General features: G+C 55.7%; 18 protein-coding genes. 7 read left to right on the top strand and 11 right to left on the bottom strand.

Annotated elements, in window-relative coordinates; all coding sequences use genetic code 11:
- Positions 1–108: 108 nt before the first annotated feature.
- Both EDB95_RS17170 and EDB95_RS17165 read right to left on the bottom strand, forming a co-directional pair.
- Positions 109–2,643, bottom strand: coding sequence for a hypothetical protein (locus tag EDB95_RS17170; RefSeq protein ID WP_133995026.1), 2,535 nt, complete (start codon positions 2,641–2,643; stop codon positions 109–111).
- A 113-nt stretch (positions 2,644–2,756) separates the two neighbouring features.
- The gene (locus EDB95_RS17165; protein WP_133995025.1) at positions 2,757–3,176 is read right to left on the bottom strand and encodes a hypothetical protein; all 420 of its coding nucleotides are present in this window, start codon (positions 3,174–3,176) and stop codon (positions 2,757–2,759) included.
- A gap of 71 nt (positions 3,177–3,247) precedes the next feature.
- On the opposite strand from EDB95_RS17165, the gene EDB95_RS17160 reads away from it, so the two are divergent.
- Positions 3,248–4,054 carry a polysaccharide deacetylase family protein gene (locus EDB95_RS17160; protein ID WP_133995024.1) on the top strand — a complete coding sequence of 269 codons (807 nt, stop codon included), beginning with the start codon at positions 3,248–3,250 and terminating at the stop codon, positions 4,052–4,054.
- A gap of 108 nt (positions 4,055–4,162) precedes the next feature.
- Here EDB95_RS17160 and EDB95_RS17155 read toward each other — a convergent pair whose 3' ends face one another.
- The 6 genes from EDB95_RS17155 to EDB95_RS17130 all read right to left on the bottom strand — a co-directional run bounded on the left by EDB95_RS17155 (position 4,163) and on the right by EDB95_RS17130 (position 13,097).
- Positions 4,163–4,666: a hypothetical protein gene (locus EDB95_RS17155; RefSeq protein ID WP_133995023.1), complete on the bottom strand. Its 504-nt coding sequence runs from the start codon at positions 4,664–4,666 to the stop codon at positions 4,163–4,165.
- 85 nt (positions 4,667–4,751) lie between these two features.
- Entirely contained in the window at positions 4,752–5,930 is a 1,179-nt protein-coding gene (locus tag EDB95_RS17150; protein ID WP_133995022.1) for a glycoside hydrolase family 130 protein, read from the bottom strand.
- Entirely contained in the window at positions 5,920–6,996 is a 1,077-nt protein-coding gene (locus EDB95_RS17145) for a glycoside hydrolase family 26 protein (protein WP_133995021.1), read from the bottom strand. The genes EDB95_RS17150 and EDB95_RS17145 overlap by 11 nt, the downstream gene beginning before the upstream one ends.
- A 3-nt stretch (positions 6,997–6,999) precedes the next feature.
- Entirely contained in the window at positions 7,000–8,226 is a 1,227-nt protein-coding gene (locus EDB95_RS17140; RefSeq protein ID WP_133995020.1) for a hypothetical protein, read from the bottom strand.
- A gap of 11 nt (positions 8,227–8,237) precedes the next feature.
- On the bottom strand, positions 8,238–9,881 hold the full coding sequence (locus EDB95_RS17135; protein WP_133995019.1) for a RagB/SusD family nutrient uptake outer membrane protein: 1,644 nt from the start codon (positions 9,879–9,881) through the stop codon (positions 8,238–8,240).
- 21 nt (positions 9,882–9,902) lie between these two features.
- Entirely contained in the window at positions 9,903–13,097 is a 3,195-nt protein-coding gene (locus EDB95_RS17130; protein ID WP_133995018.1) for a SusC/RagA family TonB-linked outer membrane protein, read from the bottom strand.
- Positions 13,098–13,305: 208 nt separating this feature from the next.
- Between EDB95_RS17130 and EDB95_RS17125 the strand changes: the two genes are divergently transcribed.
- Positions 13,306–14,190, top strand: a complete 885-nt coding sequence (locus tag EDB95_RS17125) for a helix-turn-helix domain-containing protein (protein ID WP_133995017.1) — start codon at positions 13,306–13,308, stop codon at positions 14,188–14,190.
- Here the strand turns inward: EDB95_RS17125 and EDB95_RS17120 are convergent.
- The gene (locus EDB95_RS17120; RefSeq protein WP_133995016.1) at positions 14,187–16,334 is read right to left on the bottom strand and encodes a penicillin acylase family protein; all 2,148 of its coding nucleotides are present in this window, start codon (positions 16,332–16,334) and stop codon (positions 14,187–14,189) included. The genes EDB95_RS17125 and EDB95_RS17120 overlap by 4 nt on opposite strands.
- A 54-nt stretch (positions 16,335–16,388) precedes the next feature.
- Here EDB95_RS17120 and EDB95_RS17115 point away from each other — a divergent pair, with 54 nt between their 5' ends.
- A complete protein-coding gene (locus EDB95_RS17115) occupies positions 16,389–17,774 on the top strand; it encodes a YfcC family protein (protein ID WP_133995015.1) in 1,386 nt (461 codons plus the stop codon).
- Here the strand turns inward: EDB95_RS17115 and EDB95_RS17110 are convergent.
- Positions 17,771–20,788: a ligand-binding sensor domain-containing protein gene (locus tag EDB95_RS17110; protein WP_133995014.1), complete on the bottom strand. Its 3,018-nt coding sequence runs from the start codon at positions 20,786–20,788 to the stop codon at positions 17,771–17,773. The two genes, EDB95_RS17115 and EDB95_RS17110, sit on opposite strands and share 4 nt — an antisense overlap.
- Before the next feature lie 110 nt (positions 20,789–20,898).
- Between EDB95_RS17110 and EDB95_RS17105 the strand changes: the two genes are divergently transcribed.
- Genes EDB95_RS17105 through EDB95_RS17095 form a run of 3 tightly spaced genes read left to right on the top strand, consistent with a single transcriptional unit; the run spans position 20,899 to position 22,157 of the window.
- On the top strand, positions 20,899–21,375 hold the full coding sequence (locus EDB95_RS17105; protein WP_162852643.1) for an RNA polymerase sigma factor: 477 nt from the start codon (positions 20,899–20,901) through the stop codon (positions 21,373–21,375).
- Positions 21,356–21,562: a hypothetical protein gene (locus EDB95_RS17100; protein WP_133995012.1), complete on the top strand. Its 207-nt coding sequence runs from the start codon at positions 21,356–21,358 to the stop codon at positions 21,560–21,562. The genes EDB95_RS17105 and EDB95_RS17100 overlap by 20 nt, the downstream gene beginning before the upstream one ends.
- A 10-nt stretch (positions 21,563–21,572) precedes the next feature.
- Complete coding sequence (locus tag EDB95_RS17095; protein ID WP_133995011.1) at positions 21,573–22,157, top strand: ClpP family protease; 585 nt, start codon at positions 21,573–21,575, stop codon at positions 22,155–22,157.
- Here EDB95_RS17095 and EDB95_RS17090 read toward each other — a convergent pair.
- Positions 22,132–23,001 carry an MBL fold metallo-hydrolase gene (locus EDB95_RS17090; RefSeq protein WP_133995010.1) on the bottom strand — a complete coding sequence of 290 codons (870 nt, stop codon included), beginning with the start codon at positions 22,999–23,001 and terminating at the stop codon, positions 22,132–22,134. The genes EDB95_RS17095 and EDB95_RS17090 overlap by 26 nt on opposite strands.
- An 86-nt stretch (positions 23,002–23,087) precedes the next feature.
- On the opposite strand from EDB95_RS17090, the gene msrB reads away from it, so the two are divergent.
- The gene (msrB, locus tag EDB95_RS17085) at positions 23,088–23,618 is read left to right on the top strand and encodes a peptide-methionine (R)-S-oxide reductase MsrB (RefSeq protein ID WP_133995009.1); all 531 of its coding nucleotides are present in this window, start codon (positions 23,088–23,090) and stop codon (positions 23,616–23,618) included.
- The last annotated feature ends 15 nt before the right edge of the window (positions 23,619–23,633 follow it).

Below are 23,633 nucleotides of genomic sequence, written 5' to 3'. Positions count from 1 at the left end.
GGATAAAAATATACATTCTTGAAGGATGTCAAACAATTTTGACGTTTATTTTTTTGTAGAGTTTACTCGATATCCAAACGACCCACTGCCAGTAAGCATTACGTACCATCAAAATATTCGGCGCGCCCATAAAATGGTATTCGCACCGTTGTTCGACAACATGGCATTGACCTCGTATACCGCACGGGTCGTCGGATTCATGATATTAAGCTTCCACTGTTCGTTGCTTTGATTATACACCGTGGCGTCGATGGTGCTCGGGCTGGTGCTGAGGGAAACGCCGTCACCGGTGGAACTTGCGGAACCGGAAGTACCATATATCGCAGACCTGGTCCAATTCACAGTGGCGCTGCCTGATATGGTAGATAAAGCCGCGGTTTCTGTAGCAGACGAGCTGTATGTAAATGTCAAATTGACATTTACAGCAGGAAGGCTGAGTGTGACCGAGGACCCCGATGTGCTGACATTCCCCCAAACGGTGTCCGTACCGGAACCCGCAACCTTCCGGATACTGCTGTCCGATGCATGCCAGACAAGGATGGAGTCGCTGGCCGCTCCGGACAGGTAAGGACCCGTTTTGAGGATGCTGGCGTAGGTGGACTTGTTGGCTGTATTGATGACCACCTGGTTGCTGCCGTCGTGTGCCTGAAAATTATAATTGCCGCCCAGCGTTTGATCGAAGGCGACACTGGCATTCAAGCCAAAGGTGGCAAAGTTCCACTGTCCCGTGGTATCCACCCAATTTCTTACACCGTAGGAATTCGCCCTGGGCTGTAGGTAAATACTATCGACATTCGTAAATGCCATGAACCCGGCTTCTCTTTGGGTGGTCGCGTTGGAGGGTTTTGCGTAAGAAATAACGGAGGATCCGACATCGTAAAGCCCCCTATACGTTTGTCCACCAAGAAAAACACCCGCATGGCCAAAATAATCGCCATTTTCACCGATAGATAAGTCATAAGGATACAAATTGGCATTAGGCGCAGCGATGACGACGTTGTGGTTTCCATATTGATTGCCATCCGATGTGATGTAGGGTGCATTGAAATTTCCGTAATTCCATATAATGCCCTGCCCCCAGGCCGTATTCGTCCCTATGGAATAATTGCCGCCAAATCCGAGGTAACCACCAACGGATATACCCGCTCCGACCATAGCGGGAATGTTCGTCATCGGCCCTCCTACGGTATTGATATCGATTACTTCCGGTTGCGGCGTATTGTTTTGGATGGAGTAATACATCGAATGACCCGGTTGGTAACTATGATAGGCGAACGTCGTATCCAGGTTTAATATGGAACGGGCATTCGTATAATTCGTTACAGTGGCCATGAGACCGTAGTCGGAATGCCTGCTTCCCCAATTGTATGACCACCCATTGTCCAGGCCTGTTCCGGCGAGGATAAACCCGCCGCCGATGTACGCACCGGCATTGAAGACCCCGGATATGCCGTTCAACATGACCGTATCGCCTATCCCCGCGCCAACATAAGGATTGAGGTAGACATTGGACGTTCCCTCATCATCAATGGCATACTGATGGTTACCGGTGGAATTGGAATTGATGATGACATGATGATTGCCGGCCAGGTAAAAGCCGGAGAGTTGGTTGCCTGAAGACTGACACTGGTTGATGTTGCAGTTGCTGATATCGGCGCCCCCGGATATTTCTATGCCATGTCTGCCATTGCCGGTCGCAGACACCAGTGTAAGGTTGCCGTTGTCGGCAATGGTACTCAGACCGTTGACCAGGCTGGTTACGTGAAGGCCGCTGCCGCTGAAATTGCTGATGATCATCCTTTGCACGTCATATAATCCGCGGGAGATGACCATCCCGTCGTTCGAAAGGACGCCCGGGGTGGCGATATTGTTGAGGCTAAGGTCATGGATAAAGGTCATGCTGTTGTTATCCCCCGTCAGCGTATAGGCCAGGGCCGTTACCGTGTCCGTTGTAATCAACGCTGTACCTCCGTTAGTATTACTGCCGCCTTGCGCATGAACGCCTCCGATATTTGTACCCTGGTACAGGTAGACCGTACTATCTATATAATAGTTGCCACTGGGGATTTGGACGATGTGGTTGGCGTTTACGCAGCGCTGAAGGGCGATGGCATTGGCATGAGCACCCGTCGTATCCCCCGGGGAATTGGGCCTCAATCCATACCACCAAGGGTTGGCAAACTGTTTGTCTCCGACGTTGCGGATCCAAAAACCCGAACCGCCGCCGGGAAATACCCTGCCGCTGTCCGGCATACCGGACGGAAACCAATTGAAGACGCCCCCTCTCAAGGTGTCGGAGACAATGACCGTATGAACAGTCATGTACCCGGAATAATTTTCGAGTTGCGCAATATTATCCACGGTATCCACCGAGAGCAAAGAACCGGCTGTCAGCGTATCCGCACCGACGAGATAAGTCCCGGGGCCTATCTTTTGAAGTACCTTTCGGAAGACCGTTCGTCCGTTCCCCGTATTAAAGAGAAAACCCGGTACGGCCTGGGTATGGTTCTGAATAATCAGTTCCGTGGAATCGCAGCTACCACCCGTTAGCCGTACGCTGTCCGCCTTGATGGTATACACATACTGGGCCCGGCCGGACACGAAAAGGCCCATGCCGCAAAGCAAGAAAAGAACGGATCTCATAATAAATGTGAAATTTCAGTAAGCAGTCAGAAGTATTACAATGCGTCTAAGGTAGAAAAATTTCTACACCGTCAAGAAAATTTGAAAATTATTTTTTTATGAGCAGTCCTATGCTATTTCCCCAAAAACGGCAACACCCAATGCAACGAATCGGGATAAGTATAATACCGCTCTTCAAAATCCTTTGGCGTCATCATCAGCTTATTGTTGCCCGGGTTATTGGGCACATAAGCGACAGGAACGTGTCTGCCGATAAAGGAGTAAGGCGCGTCGGTAAGATGATATAACCTGGTGGAACCGGTATAGGTATCCGGCCCGATCGTAAAAGTGAATTCCAGATCGTATTCGCCGCGATATTTGGGGCTTTCAGTGTAAGACGTTATCAAGGCGCCGTTGCGAATATAGCTGTCCTTGACAAGCTGGTATTCCCTCCACTTGACATAACCAATGAAAGCAAGCAGTAGCCCGGCAAAAGCCAGGATCGGGAGGACTTGTTCTCTTAAAGTTTTGGTTTCCAGTAGGTTGTTGGTCATAAAACGTCAGGCGGTACAAATATATCGGATTCTCTACCTTTGCCGCAACTTATTAACTATTAAAGTAAAGTATGAAGTCGATCTCACTCTATGTGCTGTTGTTGCTGGCGGGCGCCGGCGAATTGTGTTATGGACAGGGCCGTCCGCAGGTGCCTATCCTTTGTTATCATAACCTGAAAGACGTGCAGGGTAAAAGCAGCCCGGACTATACGATGACGATCGCACTGTTTAAGGCTCAGATCAAGATGCTGGCGGATAGCGGGTACCATACGATCCTGCCGGACCAGTTGTATGACTACCTGACCAAGGGAACGAAGCTGCCGTCGAAGCCGATCATGCTGACCTTTGACGACTCGCACGTGGAGCATTATACGGTCGCGATGCCGGAGCTGGAAAAGTATGGTTATAAGGGCGTGTTTTTCGTCATGACGATCCCCCTGGGAAAACCGCATTATATGACGAAGGACCAGGTGAAGGCGTTGTCTGACCATGGACACGTGGTGGCGATCCATACATGGGATCACCAGAATGTGAAAAAGCTGCATGCGGGTAACCCGGTGGTGACGAAGATCGTCAATACGAAGAAGTACACGACGCCGGACGCACAGGTGGCGGAAGCCTGGAACCTGGAATTGACAAAGCCGAAGGCATTGCTGGAACAGATCACGGGGAAGCCTATCGTCTATTTTGCATACCCGTTCGGGTCGTGGGATTACGCGGCGGTCGACTGGATAAAAAAAGGTGGCGTGAAAGCGGCCTTCCAACTGGGCGACAAGATCGGGGATCAGGCGCCCCTGTATACGATCCGGCGGATCCTGGCGGAAGGGAATTGGTCGCCGCTGACGACGATGCGGATGTTGCACATCGCGTTTAAATAAGAAGAGCGTTAGAATAATAGAAAGGCCCGGGAAAACCCCGGGCCTTTTTTATAGTGCGCGGCCCGCAAGGGCGGCCGCGAGAAGAATAAGCAAATATCCCCGAATGCCCTACGGCTCCGCTATATACGTCACATTAAATTGCCCGTTGTTAATCACCAGGGAATCCGAGGCATTGGTGGTGCTGGGTAGAACCCCGGTAAAGGTGCCCGTCAGTTTGGTGTGGGTGGTGTCCCAGCTCGTGATCGTAACGGACCCATGGCCGCTGGTGACATCGCCGGAAAAATAGAAGGTCCCTTTACTATCGTAGTAGTAAACGGATTGACCGTTGGCGAAAGTCACGGGGGTGTTGAGGGTGACGTTGGACGTAAGGTCGAGCTCGATGACGCTGGTATCGCCATTGACAATGGTATATCCCCCGATCACAAAGGCTGCCTGGGATTTGCTGTAGAAGGCCTGGCTTTGTTGGGAGCTAAAGCTTCCGGAGCTAAAGGAAGCAGAGACGGCGGAGCCGGAGCCGTTGTTGCTGCTTTTTTTACAACCGGTGGGGATGGTGGAGAGGAGGATACCGGACGCAAGGATAGCCACTAAGGGCTTGTTGATCAGTTTATTCATTAGGTACTGGTTTGTCGCCAAGATAGTATAAATATTGTTCTCCCGCCAAAAAAAGTGGAGGATTCCAAAAAAAGTGGACGGGATACTACCGTTGCGTGGTGCGATTTAGCTGGGATAACCGAAGGATGGTTTTGACGGAAGCCTCGGAGGTAAGCCCGTCTTCCGGAGTGTTGATCACATAGTCGGTCAATTGCGCGATGCTGGATACGGCGACGTGCATACGGGTATCGCTGGAGGCATAATATATGTACACGGTGCCGTCGGGGTCGGCGATCCAGCCGTTGGAAAAGACGACGTTGCTGACGTCGCCCACGCGCTCGATGCCTTCGGGGGCAAGAAAATACCCCCCGGGAATGTGGATGACTTTGGAGACGTCCTGGAGGTCGGTCATAAACATATACAACACGTACCGGAGACCGGCGGCGGTATTGCGCACGCCGTGGGCGAGTTGAAGCCAGCCGTGGGGCGTCTTGATGGGTGCGGGGCCCAGCCCGTTTTTGCCTTCATATACGGTATGATAAACCTTTGGCGCGATCACGGTTTCATGGGTGATGACGGCCTGGGTGATGTCCGGGGCCAGGCCAAAGCCTATGCCCCCACCCTTTCCGGTTTGGATAAAGCCGTCCTGGGGACGTGTATAAAAAGCGTACTGGCCGTGAATGAATTCGGGGTGAAGGACGACGTTGCGTTGCTGGGGCGAAGGCGTACGAAGGTCCGGGAGCCGCTCCCAGGTAAGCATGTCGCGCGTCCTTGCGATACCGCACTGGGCCACGGCGGAGGACGTATCGAAAGGCGCCGGGGAAGGATCCCTGCGTTCGGTACAGAAAAGTCCATAGATCCAGCCGTCCTCGTGTTGCACGACACGCATGTCGTAGAGGTTGGTGTCGGGATTGTCGGTGCCGGGCATGACAATGGGTTCTTCCCAGAACCGGAAGTTATTGATGCCGTTGGGGCTTTCGGCCACGGCAAAAAAAGATTTCCGGTCCTTACCTTCCACGCGGGCGACCAGGAGGTAGCGCCCGTCGTATTTGATGGCGCCCGCGTTGAACACCGCGTTGATGCCAAAACGTTCCATGAGGAAGGGATTGGTGGCGGGGTTCAGGTCGTACCTCCAGTGCAGGGGGGTATGCTCCGCCGTGAGGATGGGGCGTTTGTACCGGCGGTACACACCGTTCCCCGTTGTCTCGGGCTCGTTGGGCGCGCTGACGATCTCGTTATGTTGTTGCTCCAGTTGCTCCAGGCGTTCGTAGAAGTCAATGGTCATAAAGTTTTGCTTTTGCTGCGTCCCGCTCAAACAATGTGTTTTCCAGGGAGTAAAATTGTACAAAATCAGCCGCGGAGACTTGCCCCTTATAGGGGGCATAGTAGTGATTATGCGGCGGGTTCATGTAAGGATTCCAACCATGGTTGCGCCAGACAAGGACATACGCAAGGGGGTGTCCCGCGAGGGCGGGCGCCAAAACGCCGGTCCACCAGTGGGGGTCGGGGACTTGTTCGTAGCCGGTTTCGGCAAGCGCCTCCAACTTGCCCGTTAAAAAAGCCGCACTGTCTAAAATGCACAGCGATGCACGCAAGGAGTGTTGAAAAGAAGCGCCATACTGATACGCATCGAAACTGACGACATCCACATAGTCATCCCCCGGGTAGCGTTCAAGAAAGGAAGACACACTTTTAAAGTTATCGCCCGCATTAAACACCCACAGGATATTGTGCAAGCCCTTGACGTCATTCAGATAATGGTGGGTAAACTGCCAAAGCGCTTTATACTCGGCAGGCGTACATTCGTGTGCGCCCCACCAGAACCAGCTCCCGGTATGCTCGTGAAAGGGCCGGAAAAGAATAGGGATCCCGCCCAGCGACCCCAGAAAACCGGCGATGCTGTCCAGCCATTGGACATACAATGCATGATGAACACCACCCGGTAAAATGGACCCGACAGACCCTGGTAAAGTATCCCAGGCAGTACCCCCGCGAGGACTCGGGCAATGCCAGCTAAACGTATTCACCCCACCCCGCGCATACACCTCGCGCACATACCGCCGGATGCTGTCAAAAGGCACCCCGTCAATATCCTTGTCGTGCCCGGATTCCCTGCCGCTCAGGTCCCAGCCGAAAAGACCGGGATAGTCGCCGCACACGTCTTTGACATCGCTCCGGCCCGGCTCATACCGCCAGCCTACGCCGTAGGCCAGGTCATCCTGGTGACCGAAGAGGAACCCCCGGGCGGATAGCCGCCGGAGGTTCCTATAGAGGTTTACCGTTTGAATGGACGCGTGCCGGTCGGAAGGAAGGAGCACGGCAAGCAAGGCGATCGTAATGAGTATGCGCATGGTTTACTGGAGAAAGGCCACCTCGTCAAAATACATCGTTTCGTTCACATCCCCGGATTGTCCCTGGAGGAAGAAGCCGAGTTGTTTCGCTGTGGTCCCGTTTGCCCAGTAGTTGAGCTGTCCTGCACCCGTTCCCAGGGGGATCTTGTAAAAGGTCCAGACACCCGCGGGCACCGAAATCTGCTGGATGGCAGGGGCCGATGTATTCTGGCTGTAGCCGCCCGCCATCTGGTCCCCGACGAGGACCAGCGTATGGTTGACCGTACCGCCCCTGACCCAGAAGGTGAGGTATTTGTAGGCAGCATTATACGTAAAGCTCGGATACCAGTTGGCCCAGCCTTCGATTTTCCAGCCGCCGGCGGGATAGCTGGCTTCGGCGGAAGACGTACCGTCAAAGGAATGAGACGCACCCGTGGAGATCCCGGAAGGACCGGACCAGGAGGCGTCTACCCAGGCGTTCTGGAAGGCATTTTTAAAGACGATGGCATAAGCATTATCCAGGTCGTTGAACTCCTGGGTGGAGGTTGTCGTCAGCGCGTTGCCCCCCGAGGTGTAGGTAAACACCAGGTTACACCGGTTGACCGTGGTGGTGGGAAACTGAAGCACCAGCAGGGAATCGACCTGGCTGACAATGGTGGCGGTGGCGCTGGACCCGGACAAACCGACCGAAGTGACGGCGGCAAAACCGGCCCCGTGCAACGTGACCTGGGAACCGCCCCAGAAGTCATAGTCCGACACCGTAGTGATCGTCGGCGGGGGCGTGATGACGACGAAGTGATAGCGCACGGTCCCGTGCAGGGTCGTGACGGTCAGGGTATCCGTGGCCTGGGTGCCGCTGGTGGGTGTGTTCGACGGGATTGTCACGAGGATCGAATTGTCCGTATTCCACGCGCGGTTGAAATAAGCGGAGGCCCCGTTAAAGGCAACGGTGACGGCGCTCCCCAGGTTGGACCCGTAAATCATATAGGTCTGGCCCAGGTTGCCCGCGTCGGTGACGGAGTCGAAGGGCACGATCTGGTTGGAGCGTGCATTGACGGTCAGGGTCGTATCCCCGGCGCTGTTGTACGTGACGATCGTGTCATAGTACACCGCGCTGTCGGTCTTATACCAGGTGTGGACCGAAGTGATGGTGGGGGCGCCGGTTCCGGGCGTATACCCCAAGCTGTTATATTTTCTGCAGGCAGCCAGCACAACGAGCGTAGCGGAGAGCAGTATGAGTATCTTTTTCATGTGACCGGGGTTTAAAACTTATATGGTACAGGTGCTTGTAACAAAGTAGGATCCGCTTCCGTTTCGGTGGCGGGGATCGGCATCAGGAAATTGGCGTCCGTCGGCGTGATGTACAGGATGTTGCGCTGGTAGTCGGTATAGTTGTTGGCTGCCGTGCCGGCGCTGTTCGAGTCGCCCCGGTTCTGGCTGGAGATGATCGCTTCCGCCACCGGGTGGTGCGCGTTGTTGAAACCATCGAGCCGCTGCAGGTCGTACCAATAATCGCCTTCGATCGCGAACTCCAACCGCCGTTCATTCAGGAGGCTTTTATAGGTAAAGCTCGTCAGGTTGGGAAGCAATGCCCGCGCGCGGATCTTGTTGATGTACGACAGCGCGGTCGCATCGGAAGAAGAGGTGGTGAGCGGGATACCCGTGCCGGCGGCCACGCCGGATGCCTTGCCCATGATCGCTTCCGCGGCGATCAAATACATATCCGCATACCGTAGGATGTACGTGTTGTTGGACGTCGCCTGGGCGGCGCTTTCGCCGTTGTTATCCGAGGGGGTGCCGACCACATATTTTTTCATGGCCGCGTGGACACCCTGTTCGTTCACCTGTAACGGGCACGTATAACCGCCTTGCGCCTTGTGCAGTTCGGAGTAGTACTCACCCGGCAGCATGATACAGCCGTGGCGACGGACGGAATCTCCCTCGGCCTTGAAGGCGTCTTGGAGGTCCCAGGTGGGGCCAAGCTCGCCATACCCGTCGCCGGTACCGGTGAGGTAGTTCCCGTTTTCCCCGTCGGCAATGACCGACTGGATCTGGTTGCCAAAACCATACCCGCCGTTCGACGTCCATTGCAGGGCGAGCATCGACTCCTTGCTGTTGTTACCCGCCAGCTCGAAAAGCCCGGTATAGCTACCGGAAAAGTCGAGACCCATCAAGGAGAACTCGCCGCTGTTGATCACCTTTTGCGATTCGATCAGCGCGCTGTCGTAGTTCTGCATATACAAGTACACCTTGGCCAGCAAACCCGAGGCCGAACCGCTGGAGGCGTGCCCTGTGGTCGCCACGTTGGCGGTGCAATTGGCCTCCGCGTATTTAAGGTCGATGGTGATGAACTTGTACACGTCGGTCACGGGGTTGGTGGGGACCGTTTGAAAGTTGCTGACGAAAGCGGTGGGGTCCGTAATGATGGGCACGTTACCAAAGTTCCGCACCAGGTAGAAGTAGGCGGCCGCCCGCATCAGGCGCGCCTCTCCCAGCGCATTGTTGACCACGGCAGCCGGAACGGAGGCGGGGGCGGCCGTGGGGAGGTTTTTGAGCAGGGCGTTTGCCTGTGCAATCACCGTATACAGGGAATTCCAGGTGCTTTGTACCGCCAGGGTAGCATTGCCTTCCGAAAAGTTACGGAATGCATCGAATTCACCGTCCGTCCCTGCATAACAACGGGCGTTGCCCCCCATCAGGTCACCGATCGCCAGGAACGCCTTCCCATTCAAACCGAACCAGGGTGCGGCATAAAGGATATTCGTGCTTGACTGGACTTCGTCCGTGGTTTGGTAATAGGTACCGACCGTGGCCTGGTCTTCCGGCGGACGGTTGAAAAAATTCTTGCTACAGCCGGTCGTGGTCATGGCGACCGCCGCGGTTATATATAAAAAATGTTTTTTCATTTGTTGTGCTTTTTTTATAGATCAGAATTCAGCGTTTATCCCAACGGTGATGACGCGGGGAACGGGATACCGTCCGTAGTCGATGTTCTGCAGCAGGGGATTCTGGTTCAGGGAGCCGACTTCGGGATCCAGGCCGCTGTATTTGGTCCATACGTGCAGGTTCTGTCCGCTTACATACGCCTTGAGGTGACTCATTTTTACATACTTGGCCCATTCCGATGGTAGGTTATATCCAAAGCGGACGTTTTGCAGCCGAAGGAAGGAGGCGTTCTCCAGGAAGCGGTCGGACATGACCAGGTTGTTGTTCCCCCAACCGGACCGCGGTGTGGGGATGTTGGAATTGGGATTGGACGGGGTCCAGTAGTTCGCCATGGCGGCGGTCTGATTCATATAGAGCCCGTAGAGCCCTTCCGTCTGGAAGGCCAGGGCGTTCAGGATTTTACCCCCTTGGGACCCGGTCAGGAAAACGGACAGTTCAAAGCCTTTATAGGTAAAGTCGTTGGACAGGCTATACGTAAAGTTCGGGTTTGGATTGCCCAACGCATATTGGGTATTGGCCGCCCCCTTGACGTTCCGCCCTGCGTACAGGATGTCGCCGAGATAGACACCCGTGTTGTTCGTCCGGTCGCTGGTAACGGTCTCGGCTACACCGGCCACGTTCTGCGGGTTCTGCGCCAGGTCGGTCAGTTGCGCCTGGGTTTTGATGATGCCCGCGGTCTTGTACCCGAAGAATTCACCCACCGGGCCGCCCACTTGGGTAACGGTCGCCGGGATCTGGGGACCAAAGCCCGTGGAGATGTTCCCGATCAGGGAGGGGAAACCGTTTAGGGAAATGACCTTGTTTTTGTAATGAGAGAAGATAAGGGTCGTGTTCCACCGGAAGTTCCTTGTCTGGAGGTTGTGGCTGGTGATGGAGAATTCAAAACCCTTGTTCTCGATTTTACCGGCGTTTACCCAAGGGGGTTGAACGATCGCGGCGTTGGAGTACTCGGCGGTGCCCCCAGACAGGAAGGCGGGCAGGGGTTGCTGGAACAGGAAGTTTTTCGACGTCTTGTCGTACACATCAAAGGTGGCGTCGACCCTGCCGTGCAGCAGCGAGAAGTCCACCCCGAGGTTCTTTTGGATGGCGGTTTCCCAGGTCAGGTTCGGGTTGTTGAAGTTGTACACGCTAAAACCCGTACCAAGACCGGTGACCACCGGCTGGATGGCCGAACCGTATTTGTAACCGCCACCGGTATTGGAGTTACCCGTGGTGCCATACCCCGTGCGGATCTTCAGGTTGCTCACGATCGGGTTGATGGTGTTCATAAAGGACTCTTCGGACAACCGCCAGGAAACGGCCACCCCGGGGAAATAGCCCACCTGGTGGCCCTGGGCGAAGTTGGAAGAACGGTCGCGGCGTTCCGTGGCGGTGATGCTGTATTTGTTGTCGTAGGTATAGATCAGACGCCCGATAAAGGATTCCATCACCGAGCTGCCTTTCGGCTCGCCCAGGGTATTGTTGGCCTGTGTACCCAGGCCAAGGGTTTGGATGGTATTCCCCGCGGTGAACCCTTTTGTGCCGGCCTGGATACCGCCATACGTGGATTCCCATACTTCATGACCAACGAGTGCCGTGATCGCGTGTTTGCCAAAAGTATGGTTGTAGTTCAGGTGTTCGATCCAGTTCCAGTAGTTGTCCCAGGCATTGTATTCGTTCAGGCTTGCCTGGGTGTTGACAAAGGCCGGTTGGGACCCTGTCGCGCCATAAGAGTAGGTTGGCAGGAAGGTCTTGGCATTGCTCCAGTCGAAGTTCCCGTCGATCTCGGAGTGCAGGGTAATGTCCAACGGGAATTTGATGTCGCCGTAGACGTTGCCTTGCGCATTGCTCCTGCCCAGGGTATTGGTGATGTTGTACGCCTCCTGGACCGGGTTCCGGTAACCCAGTACCTGGCCGTTGACCACCGCGGGCCCCGCATAAGAGCCGTCCGCGTTGTACACGGCGGCGTCGGGTGCCTGTAGCAGGGCGGTATAGATGATCCCATACGAGTTGCCCAAACCGATGTCGGAGCTGCTTTGGCTGGCGGAAAAGCTGGTGCCCGCTTTGAACCAGTTGTTGATCTGGGAGTTGACGGTTGTATGTACCGAATAGCGTTTGAAATCGGAAGCGATCACCGTCCCGTCCTGGTCAAAATAACCGCCGGAGATATAAAAATCGGTTTTGCCGTTGCTCCCGGAGAACGCCAGGTTATGGCTCGTCTGGGGCGCCCGGCGGAAAATCGCCTTTTGCCAGTCGGTGCCCGGACCCAGCTTGCCGGGGTTGGCAAATTCCGCCCGGCGGGGCAGGCCAAACAGGTCCGCCATATTGTTTTCCAGGGAGGCATATTGCGGAAGGCTCATCATGTTCAGGAACTTTCCCTGTTCCTGTTTGCCATAGTAACCGTCGTAGGTGATCTTGCCGGTCCCGGCCTTTCCTTTTTTGGTCGTGATGATCACGACCCCGTTCGAACCACGGCTGCCATAGATGGCCGTCGCCGACGCGTCTTTCAGGACGTCGATCGACTCGATGTCGCTCGGGTTCAACATCGCCAGCGGGCTCGGGCTCGATTCCTGCTGGCTGGGGCTGGCAGGGCTGGTGAGCTGGTGACCGTTGTTGGCGGAATTCCCGTCGATGGCCACCCCGTCGATCACATACAAAGGTTCACTCCCGGTAAAGGAGGTGATCCCGCGTACGTGCACCGACACGGCCGCCCCCGGCATCCCCGAGTTCTGGGTCACCGTGACACCCGCCGCTTTGCCCTGCATCATCTGGTCGATGCTTGGCTGCGGGATGTCGGCGATGTCCGTGGCCTTGATGGAGGAAATGGCCCCGTTCACGTCCGACTTCTTTTGCACCCCGTAACCAATCACGACGACATCGCTCAACGTCGCCGTCAGGGAGGTCAGGGTGACATCGACGTTGGCCTTTGAACCGATGGACACCTCCGCCGCTTTCATGCCGACAAAGGTGACAATCAAGCTTTTGGCACCCGCCGGCACCGAGAGGGTGAAGCGGCCGTTCACGTCTGTTTTGGTAGAAATCTTCGTAGACTGGACCGTTACGGTGGCACCGGGAAGCGTGGTGCCCTTGTCATCTGAAACGGTTCCCGTGACCGTTTTTGTCTGTGCATGCGCCGTATAAAGGCACAAAAAACACAACAGGAGCATGCACAGAGGAAGCAGTAGTTTTCTTCTCATAACAAGCGATCATTAATTTTGTTAAAATTACGATCAATAGGAAGTGCCGAAATAATACTATTTTAGCAATCATTTGCGTTTTTTCACCCGGTCTAACGATCGTTATTTGAAAACCCTTTACTGTATTGGATTTCAGCCCGGTTTTAGTGAATGCTTCGGTTAGATATATTGTACTTTTTTATCAATAACTAAGCAATTTTTGTCCACTATGTCCAAGCCTATTATCAAGGAGATCACCCCGTTGACCAAGGCGGACTGTTTTACCTTGTTCTCACGGTTCAAGACCGAGTTCGACTTTCCGCTCCACTACCACGAAGAATACGAATTGAATTTTATCGAGAATGCCGCCGGCGCCCAACGCGTCGTCGGGGACGACGTCGAGGAAATCGAAGACCTGGAGCTCGTCCTGGTCGGCTCCAACGTGCGACACGCCTGGTTCACCCATAAAAGCGGCGGCAAAAAAATCCACGAGATCACCATCCAGTTCCACAAGGACCTGTTCAGCGATATATTTTTAAAACGCAACCAGCTCGGTTATATCCGGACCCTTTTTGACAAGGCCCAAAGCGGGATCCTTTTTTCGCGAGACACCATCGAACGGATCGCCCCCCGCATCAAAAACCTGGAGAAAAGAAGCGGCTTCGATTCCGTCCTGGAGCTCATGTCCATCCTCCACGACCTCTCCACCTCTCGCAACATCCGCGTACTCGCCGCCGGAAACGCCTGGGCGCCCGACGCCCAGTTCACCGACAGCCGCCGGATCGAAAAGGTCGTCCAGTTTATGAACGAAAACTTTGGCAAGGCCATCCGCCTCGGCGAAGCCGCCAAGATCGCCGGCATGACCGAAACCGCCTTCAGCCGTTTTTTCAAGGCCAAGACCGGCATCACTTTTGTCGATTGTCTCAACGACATCCGCCTCGGCCACGCCTCCCGCATGCTCATCGACACCACCAATTCCATCGCAGAGATCGCCTACGACTGCGGGTTCAACAGCATTTCCAATTTCAACCGGATTTTTAAGAAAAAGAAGGGAAGCCGGCCGAAGGAGTTCCGGCAGAATTATAGCAATACGGGGACGCGCATTTTTATCTAATCCCCCGGGTGGTACGTCCGCTCCGCATGGGCGAGCACATCCTCTTTATAGAAGTATACGTCTTTGAATTTCCCCTGGATATACCCCTGCGCCTGATCGGTAAAGTGCGGGCTCGCCGGGTTGCTGCTTTCGCCCCCCGTCACGATCGTGCGCGCTTTTATGCGCGGCCCGAATTCCACCGCTGCGATAAAGCTGTTCCCCGAAAAACCGTAGCGTTTTTGCGTGTGCTGATAGGTACTTGCAAACGACGGTAACGAACCGAACGCAGACGACGCCCACCCTACCGGAAAGCTCGGCTTGTTGTCATCATACGTCTCCCGGATCTTCCCCGTCAACCGCTGGTACCGGTTGAGGTTGCCCCAGGGCACCCGCCATGTGCCGAAACTGGAGTCCAGGCGATGTACGACATCCAGCAAAAAACCCGCCCTATCCGCCGCACTCGTGTTGTCCACTTCTCCCTGGATCATGGCCAGGGCATGGGTGTATTGTTCGGTAGTGGCCACACGCGGCGCTTTGCGCTGCATCAGCGTCCCCCACTCCACCGCCAGCGTGGTGGCCACGGAGGTGTCGGACGCAAAGCGATCCCAGTTTCGCAACAGCGCTATCGGCGCTTGCAATGCTGTATCCGGGGCCTCCTCATACGCCTTGAATAAGGAAGGCAAAAGCACCTCGAAGGCCGCCAGGTAATGGTTATACCCTTTCGCGATCAGGCTGTCCAGCGTCAGGTTATAGGCGTTTTGCAACAACCGGATCGCGTTCACCGACCGAAAGTTCTGCCCGTCCGGCGCCATATACGCCGGGTAGTCTTCTCTCCGCGGGCTCGACGCCCCCGACACTGCAAATGGCGTGGAATTACAGTTCTGTATCCATCCCGAAGCCGGGTTGAAGACATGGATACCCTCCTCCAGCCCCTGCCACTCGGTAGCCGTGGTCGTGCCATCCACCGGCAATGACCAGTCCAGTTTCGGATCCCGTTTCGGCATAAAGTTGCCATGCCAATACGCGATGTTTCCAAAGTCGTCTGCATACACCGTATTGTTCGTTGTATTCGACCGCAGCTCCATCGTTTTTTTATATTGAGCAAAAGTGGCCGCCTTCGTCGTCAGCCACGCCTCCATCAACGCCTTCATCGACCGGTTGTTCTCTTTCAGGCTCAGCCACTTCCCGTCGCGTTCGCCCATCACCGGGCCGTGACCCGTATAAAAGGCCGTGACCACCTGGGTTGCCGAGTCTTTGCACCCGATCCGCAGGGTCTTTGTCCGCATCCGCTTCCACGCGCCGTCGTACAAATATTGCCATCCCGCCGCATCCCGGCGCACCGTCTCTTTATAAAGGTCCGCCACGTCCGCATAGCTCGACGTATGCATCCATCCGCAATGTTCATTGAATCCCTGGTACACGAAAAACTGCCCCCACGTGACCGCGCCGTATGCGTTCAACCCTTCCTCACTCACAAGGTGGACCTCAAGACGGAAGTAAAATGGCACGTGAGGGTTGATGTATAACAGGGCGTGTCCGTCAGCTGTGCGCCCGGGCGCGATCGCAAAGCCGTTCGAGCCCGTTTCTGCCGGCTCCCCGGCCGGCGCAGCCGCCGCCACGGAGGGCGCCCTGGCATAAAAATTCCGCACTTCCTCCGGGTGAATCCCGCCGGTGCTCGTGGCCGACACGCTCCCGTCGGTGAACATCAGCGGAAACCAGGGCTCGAAGTGTTTCAACACCGCCGGTTTGCACGCCGGGTGTTTGTACAGATAATAGTTGACCCCGTCCGCAAAAGCGTCGAGCAATCTGACCAGCCAGGGCGGCGCGTTATGGTAGTCCCGGATGGCATCCGCCGTATCTTCGATTAGTTGCAATTCCAGGTCGTTCGTCAGGTAGGCCGGACCGTAAGCCTCCGCCTGCCGCCCCATCACTTCCAGGTAGTTTTTCTCGACACGGGCGAAGTCATAGCTGCATTCCTCGTACATCAACCCAAAGACGACGTCCGCGTCGGTCTTGCCATAAATGTGCGGGATGCCCCACTTATCCCGCACGATCGTGACACGCGCAGCTTCCGCCGCATAGCGCGCTGTGTCCGACGGCCCACCGGACACCTTCGGCGCCATCGCTATGAGGCAGCCCGCCAGGAAAGTGAAATGTTTCTTCATTTCTACTAAGATAAGTTTAAATTTATCCTTCACCCGCGCCCGGCGCGCCCGCTTATGAAGCTGTCCTTCCCCCACCCGCTCGTCATCCTGGTCAGTTGTATCTTATTGGCTGCCCTTTGCACTTATGTGGTCCCCGCCGGTCAATACCAGCGGTCGCACGACGCGGCCACCGGTCAGGACGTGGTGGTGCGCGGAAGCTATACCCGGGAGTCCTCCCGACCCGTAAGCGCCTGGGGCCTGATGATGTCGGTCCCCCGGGGCATCGAGTCGGGCGCCGATGTGATCATCAGCATCCTCATTTTTGGCGGCACCTTTTGCGTGATCGACAAAACGGGCGCCTTCCGGGCGGCCCTGTTGTCGCTGATCCGGCGAACGGGCCGCTACCGCTACCTCGTCATGGTCCTCGTCGGGGTGGCCTTTGCCGCCGGCGGTGCGATGGACAATATGTCCGAAGAGATCATCGCCCTGATCCCCGTTATCGTCTTTATGACCACCCGCCTCGGCTATTCAAAGATCGGCGCCATCGCCATCAGCACGGGCTGCGCCGTCATCGGCGCGTCCTTCAGCCCGATGAACCCCTTCCAGGTGGGCATCGCCCAAAAGATCGCGCAGTTGCCGCTCCTGTCGGGCGCGGGGTTGCGCCTCCTCTTCCTTGTGCCGGCGGTAGCCTTTTGGATCACCTGGGTGATCCGGCGCACGCGTGTGCAAGAGGACCCCGCGGCCGCAGGCCGCGACACGGCGATCGCGAATGGCGGCGCTGCGCGCGCCCGCGAGGGCATGGCGGGCGCCATCGCCGGCTCCCGCTGGCGCCACGCCCTCATCCTCCTTGCCGTCGCCGCGTCTTTCGCGACCATGGTCTTCGGCATCATCCGCCGCGGCTGGGGCTTTGACGAGATGACCGCCCTCTTCTTCGTCCTGGGCCTCGTCGCAGGCATCGTAGGCCGCCTGGGCCTCAGAAAAACGGCGGAAGCCTTCACGGAAGGCGCCAAAGAAATGACAATGGCAGCCCTGGTCGTGGGGCTGGCGCGGTCGGTCTACCTCGTCCTGAACGAGGGCCACGTCATCGACACCATCGTGCACGGGCTTTTTACGCCTTTGCAGCACCTGCCGCTGTTGTTGTCGGCGGGAGGGATGATGATCGCGCAATTGTTGATCCACGTGCCGGTGGCAAGCGTCAGCGGGCAGGCACAGCTGACGATACCGTTATTGACGCCGCTGGCGGACCTGACGGGCATGTCGCGGCAGGTGATGGTGATGGCCTTTCAATATGGGGCGGGGATTTGCGAGATGCTGGGGCCGACCAATGGGGCGCTGATGGGTGTACTGGCGGTGGCAGGGGTTTCCTTTGGGGAATGGTGGAAGTTTGTATGGCGGCCGGCGCTCATCCTGCTGGCACTAGGGCTAGGCGCGATGGCGGTGGGGCTGGCCATCGGGTATTAAAACAGCAGCGTGACGCGGTTACCGGTGACGCCGGGTGCGTCGATGGCGAGCTCACCCTGTATCCGGTCGAGCAGCTCCAGGACGATCTTGTAGCCGAAGCCTTGGGTGTTGCTGCCGGCCTGGTAGGGGGTGTTGAGGATCTGGTCGATCTGGTCCCGGCTCATGCTTCTGCCGCTGTCGGTGATGGTGATGTGCAGGCGGCCGGCAGACTCGAAAGCCTCTATCTTTATTTCCCCATTCAAGGTGTATTTATTCGCGTTGTCGGTCAGGTTGCGGATGATCAACTTTAGGATGTGGGCGTCGGACACAAGGGTAACCGAGTCGGGCACCAGGTTGTGGACGGCGTTGTTTCTAATGTCGGCCCCGGTTTCATACAATTGAACGATTTCTTCGACGATCTTCCGCAGAACGATGGGTTCCTGTTTGACGATAAAGCCCTCTCTTTGCGCATTGGACCAGACGAGGAAGTCCTGGGCAAATTCAAAAAGCTCACGGGTGGCGTTCCGGAACATCAGGAGCATTTCACGGAGTTCGGCTTCGGACGCTTTTTTGTAATTCTCTGAAATGCGAACGGCGAGCATGTGCAGGAAACGGAGGGGCGAACGGAAGTCGTGGAGGATGATGGCGATCATTTTTTCCTTGACCTCATTACTGAGGGAGAGGGCGACGGTCCTTTCGGCAACTTTTTGTTCGAGTTGTTCCGCTCTTTTGACCTGGCGGATATAGCGCAGCCGGAATATAAAAAAGAAAACGGAGGCGAGCAGCGCGGCGGCGAGGAGGTAGGCCCAGATGGTCTCGTACCAATAGGGAAGTATGGTCCACTCGACCGTTGCATATACATATTTTGCAAAAGGCTCTTGTTTCCGGACGGTCAGCCTGTACCGTCCGTTGTGCAGACCTGTCAGAATTAGTTTCCCGTCGGAGGGCAAGGGGTGCCAGTTGGTATCGAGCTCCGGTATGGAATAGTCGAGCCGGAGGTTGGCAGGGTTGCCGAAATAGGGGGAGGATATCGAAAAAATCAACGGACCGGCGTCCTGGGCCTGGTTGAAATATCCCGCGGGCAATACGGTTTTGTTTGTCGGGGACACCCGGTCGATAAAGATGGACCGGTCGGGCGTATTGACGGTGATGCTCTCCGGCTTGAACTGGATCAAACCATCCAGGGAGGGCAGGGAAAAATACCCGCTGCCCGTCATAATCGGCACGCAGGCGCCATTGAATTCATTGCTGCCAAACCCCGAGGACTTGTCGAAATAGTAATAGAAAACATTGTCCATGGCGCCGGCGGCGTATTGGTTCAACTCATTTTCCGACACACGGTAGAGCCCTTTGTTGGTGGATAGCCAGAAAAAGCCCTGCTTGTCTTCCATAATACTATTGATGGTCGCCAGGTTGTTCCCCGGATCAACGGGCATCCTGACAAAGTGTGACTGGACATACTTGTAAAAGCCTTGCCCGTAGGTACCGATCCAGGTACTTCCGTCCCGGGCAGTATAGATCGTCCGTACGGTCGCTTTTCTTAACCCCGGCAAACGTTTAACCGTTCCCCTGTCCAGGTCGTAGGAGAACAAGCCCGATACCGTCCCAAGCCATAGCTCATGAGGGTTCATCAGCCGGATCACAAATGTTTCGGAAGGCGGAGACAAATGGTCCAGCAAAACGGTGACTTTCCCGGCCCTCCACCGGAATAACTTGGCCGCGCAGAAAAGGATGTCCTTATTAGGAGCCTCGACGATTGAGGTCATCCAGCCACCGAGACCAATGTACTGAATGGCGGTGGAATGTTTCAGACCCGCGTCCATCTTTCGCACATAGCCATAAGAGGAATACCATATAGAGTCGTCCGAAGACTTGAAAAGGGCCATCCGGTCGTAAAGACCCGGCGCCGGAATATTTACCGGTTTATGGGTATCCAGGACGCCCGAGCCCGTCAACAAACGGCCGTCCGGTAATTCCACTTGTGCGTACAGGCTATTGATCGCATAATTGTCGCTGGTAAAACCCAATCGTTGAAACTCCTGTTTTTTCAATATGTACAGGCCGCTGATGGCCGTGCCTGCGTAGATGATCTTGTTGCGTTCGTCGTAGATCATGCAATTGACGCTGCCGATGGAGGTGTTGGCCGCAAGGGTATCGAAATCCACCACACCATGCCGCGCATTTAGCAACAGGATATTGCCTTTGTAGACGAAGAACGAATGACAGGTGTCTCTTGCCCACCTTAGGCTGGCCTGTACCGGGTAGGGACCGGTGACGCCAACCCGTTTCAACAGCTCCAGCAAACGGGGGCTGCCGGTCATCGGTTTCGGTTCTCCATTCCGGAATGCATACAGGCGATTCTGCATGTCTACAAAGACATACAGATCCCCCACGATAAATTGGACCTTGAGCGCATGTCCGGTGATCCCGGAAAGAAGGCGGACGTCAGCCGTCCGATCGTCGAGGAAATAGTAGCGGTTGATTTTTCGCACATAGGCCTGGTGGTCACCCACGGTGAGCAGGTCCGCGTTATATTCCAGCCCGTCGAAAAGCCCGCCGAAGACACCGGTATCGCGGGCCGCCCATCTGTTGTACAGGTTGTCAAAGGAGAACCGGGTGTCGTTTCTAAAATTGGCTTGGTGTGGGTCTGCGGAAAGGGCGCTGTCCACTTTTAATTGATAGTCGTCCGTGATCGTAAAGATGCGCCGGGTGTTGAACAATGGTTCTGTGATGATCCGCCCCGTGGACGGTTCGACGCTGATCCCGGCAATCCTGTTGGACGTCAACAAAGGCGTGTTCCCCGAATTGTATTCCCGGAAATGGAGGCCATCAAAACGGACCAGGCCCATTTCGGTGGCCATCCAAAGAAAGCCGTTGCGGTCAAAGGCCATCCCATTGATGCTGTTTTGTGGGAGGGCGTTGTCGCTGTTGTAATTGGTGATGCTATAGCCGGATGATGTCGTTTGCCCCCTTGAAACAAAGGATGCCAGGAGGTAAACCCAGAGCAGCAAAAGCGACCGGACGCGGTGAGCCATAAGTTTCTTCGGATAGGATAATGGATGATATCGGGGATAAAATTAATCGTTTCCACCAGAAAATTGTAACTTCTGAGGTGATATTTACCGTTTTCCAGACACTTATAAATATGATGGACGAGAAAGCACTAGAAAACATGTACCGCTCCGCCTTTCCCAAGGTGGCAGCCATGGTCAGGCGATACGGCGGCGACCTGGAAATGGCCCGGGACGTGTTCCAGGACGCGGTTCTGGTCCTCTTGGAACGGGACGAAGCACCCGATCATCCGGAGGCCTACCTGATAGGCATCGCAAAAAACCTTTGCCGGCGCGAAGCGCGGAGACCCGCAACGATCGGACTTCCAGCGGATTTGGTGGCGCCCGGGGCCAGGACTTCGACGCCCATCTGGGGCTACCTCCGGGGCGCCGGTGCCAGGTGCCTACAACTCTTGCAAGCCTTTTACTACAACAACCTTTCCATGGAGGACATCGCCGGTGAATTCCACTATTCCAGCGCGCACTCCGCTACGGTCCAGAAATACAAGTGTTTGGAACGCTTACGGGAACAATTGAAAGCATCCGAAGTGTATGAGGAAGTCCTTACGTGATACGGAGACGATTGACCGCTTTCTCCTGGGACAAATGTGCCCGGAAGAAGAAGAAGCCTTCCGGGTGCGTATGCTCGTAGAGGGCAAGCTACACGAGGACGTGCGGTTGCAGCGTCGCGCGCACCTGGTGATCCAGCTCGACGCTATATTCGAGCGCCTGATGAGAGAAGGCGCCATCACATTTTAAAACCTTTTTTATGCCGGTCATTCCAACCGTGATCGACAGCGCCACCCGCGGCGCTTTCGACATCTACAGTCTTTTGCTCAAAGAGCGCATTGTTTTCCTGGGAACGGCGATCGAGGACGTCGTGGCGAACCTGGTGGTCGCGCAACTCTTATACCTGGACTCGGAGGGTCATCAGGACATCAACCTGTATATCAACAGCCCGGGCGGGAGTATCTATGCGGGGCTCGCGATTTATGATACGATCCGTATCCTGAAGTCGCCGGTGTCCACGGTGGCGGTGGGCTCGACAATGAGCATGGGTACCGTGCTATTGTCAGCGGCGGCTACCGGTAAACGCTATGCGTTGCCGCACGCCACCATTCACATGCACCCGGCGGGGGGCAAAGCCATGGGCTACACGGAGGACGTTGGGATTGCTTACCGGGAACAGGAGCGGCTCCAGAAGGAGGTTTTCCAAATGGTGGCCAAAAGCTCAGGTCATACCGCGCCGGAAATAGAAGAAGCTTTCCGCCGGGATCGTTTTATGACGGCGGCGGAGGCCAAAGACTATGGGTTGGTGGACGAGTTGCTTAATTCGTTTCGGGAAACTGCTTAGCGGCGGCAACTTTCAAAGCGGTGTCCAATCCCTTGAGTTCGGGGAACTGGTCTTCGATGATCCCGATGAGCTCGTCGCCGCTATGGGACATCTTGACGGCCTTTTCGTAAATCTTCAGGTAATTGGAGGTGCCTTCGATGGACGCCAGGTCGTCCGCGGCGGCGGGGTCTTTGTGCCCGGCGACGACCATGAGGGGGGCGAGTTTTTTGAGTTTGTCGAGGCTCTCCAGCCAGTCCTTCCGCTGGTTGGGCGTTGTCCCCGCGGTCCAGGGGTGAACGTTCCCATAGGCGATGTCGCCGGTAATGAGCGTCTTGCTGGAGGGGATAAACAGGTAAGCAATACCGGGAACGGCGCCTTGCAGAGGGCCCCCAATCTCGACCTGCTCACCGTCCAGGATGATAGAGGCCGCCGGGGCCGGGAACACCTGGATGACGTGATCGGGTACCTCGCTGGCCCCCAGAATGGGTTTCCAGGCAGCGACATCGTTGGTGTAATTGGCGTTGATCCCCGTGATCACTTGGGGAATCGACCATACTTTGGCATGGGGAAAAGCAGCCTTTATGGTATTAAGACCAAAATAATGTTCGGGGCTGGCCGTGGTCACAAAGACTGCCATCAGGGTCTTCCCGGTGGCCTTTATTTTGTCGACGAGCTTGGCGGCGTCGGATTGGGTAAGGGGGGCGTCGACGAGCATCACGAAGTGCGCGCCTTCGATCATCGTGGAATTGGTTTGAAGCGTCGTGGGGCCGGACGTGAAAACGGTGACCTTGAGTTTGCTTTGAGCCTGGGCGGAACCTATGATCAGCAAAAGAAGAAGGGTCAATAGGCGTTTAGGATAGCGCATCGCTTAGAAATTTTGGGAAAAGTTAGGGAATTTTAACGAAACCCTTGGGGCGCGCCTTACGTATCTTTAAGGAACAAATCACATTCATGAAAAAGGTCGCTTTTATCGCGCTCGCCTGTGTCCTGGGTTGGAGCACCGGTTGCGTGCGCGCTCAATCTTCGAAATTCCCTGATCCACCCCGTGCAAAATCGGGGACCGTTTATCCCATGAAGCATACCGATGCAGAGTGGAAGACCATGTTGACACCGGATCAATATTATATCCTCCGGCAGGCCGGTACCGAAAGACCGTTTACGGGTAAGTATGATCACTTTTACCAAAAGGGCACCTACTACTCTGCCGCGAGTCTTCAACCGGTCTTTAGTTCGGACGCAAAGTTCGATTCGGGGACGGGCTGGCCGAGCTTCTATGCGCCCATCAACCCCGACGCGGTACGGCTGGTGCCGGACTACAGTGACGGCATGAGCCGGCTCGAAGTCGTGGACAGCAAAACGGGATCGCACCTCGGACACGTATTTGACGACGGCCCCGCGCCCACCGGTAAACGCTATTGTATGAATTCGGCGGCCCTGATCTTTGTGCCTGAAGGGGGAAAACCGCCGGTTGCGGCACATTAATAGCCGGTAGCGGCT

This window comes from Dinghuibacter silviterrae (genome assembly GCF_004366355.1).
Lineage (GTDB): Bacteria > Bacteroidota > Bacteroidia > Chitinophagales > Chitinophagaceae > Dinghuibacter > Dinghuibacter silviterrae.
Note: the sequence above shows the minus strand (reverse complement) of the source record. Positions and strands in the feature narration are given on the sequence as shown.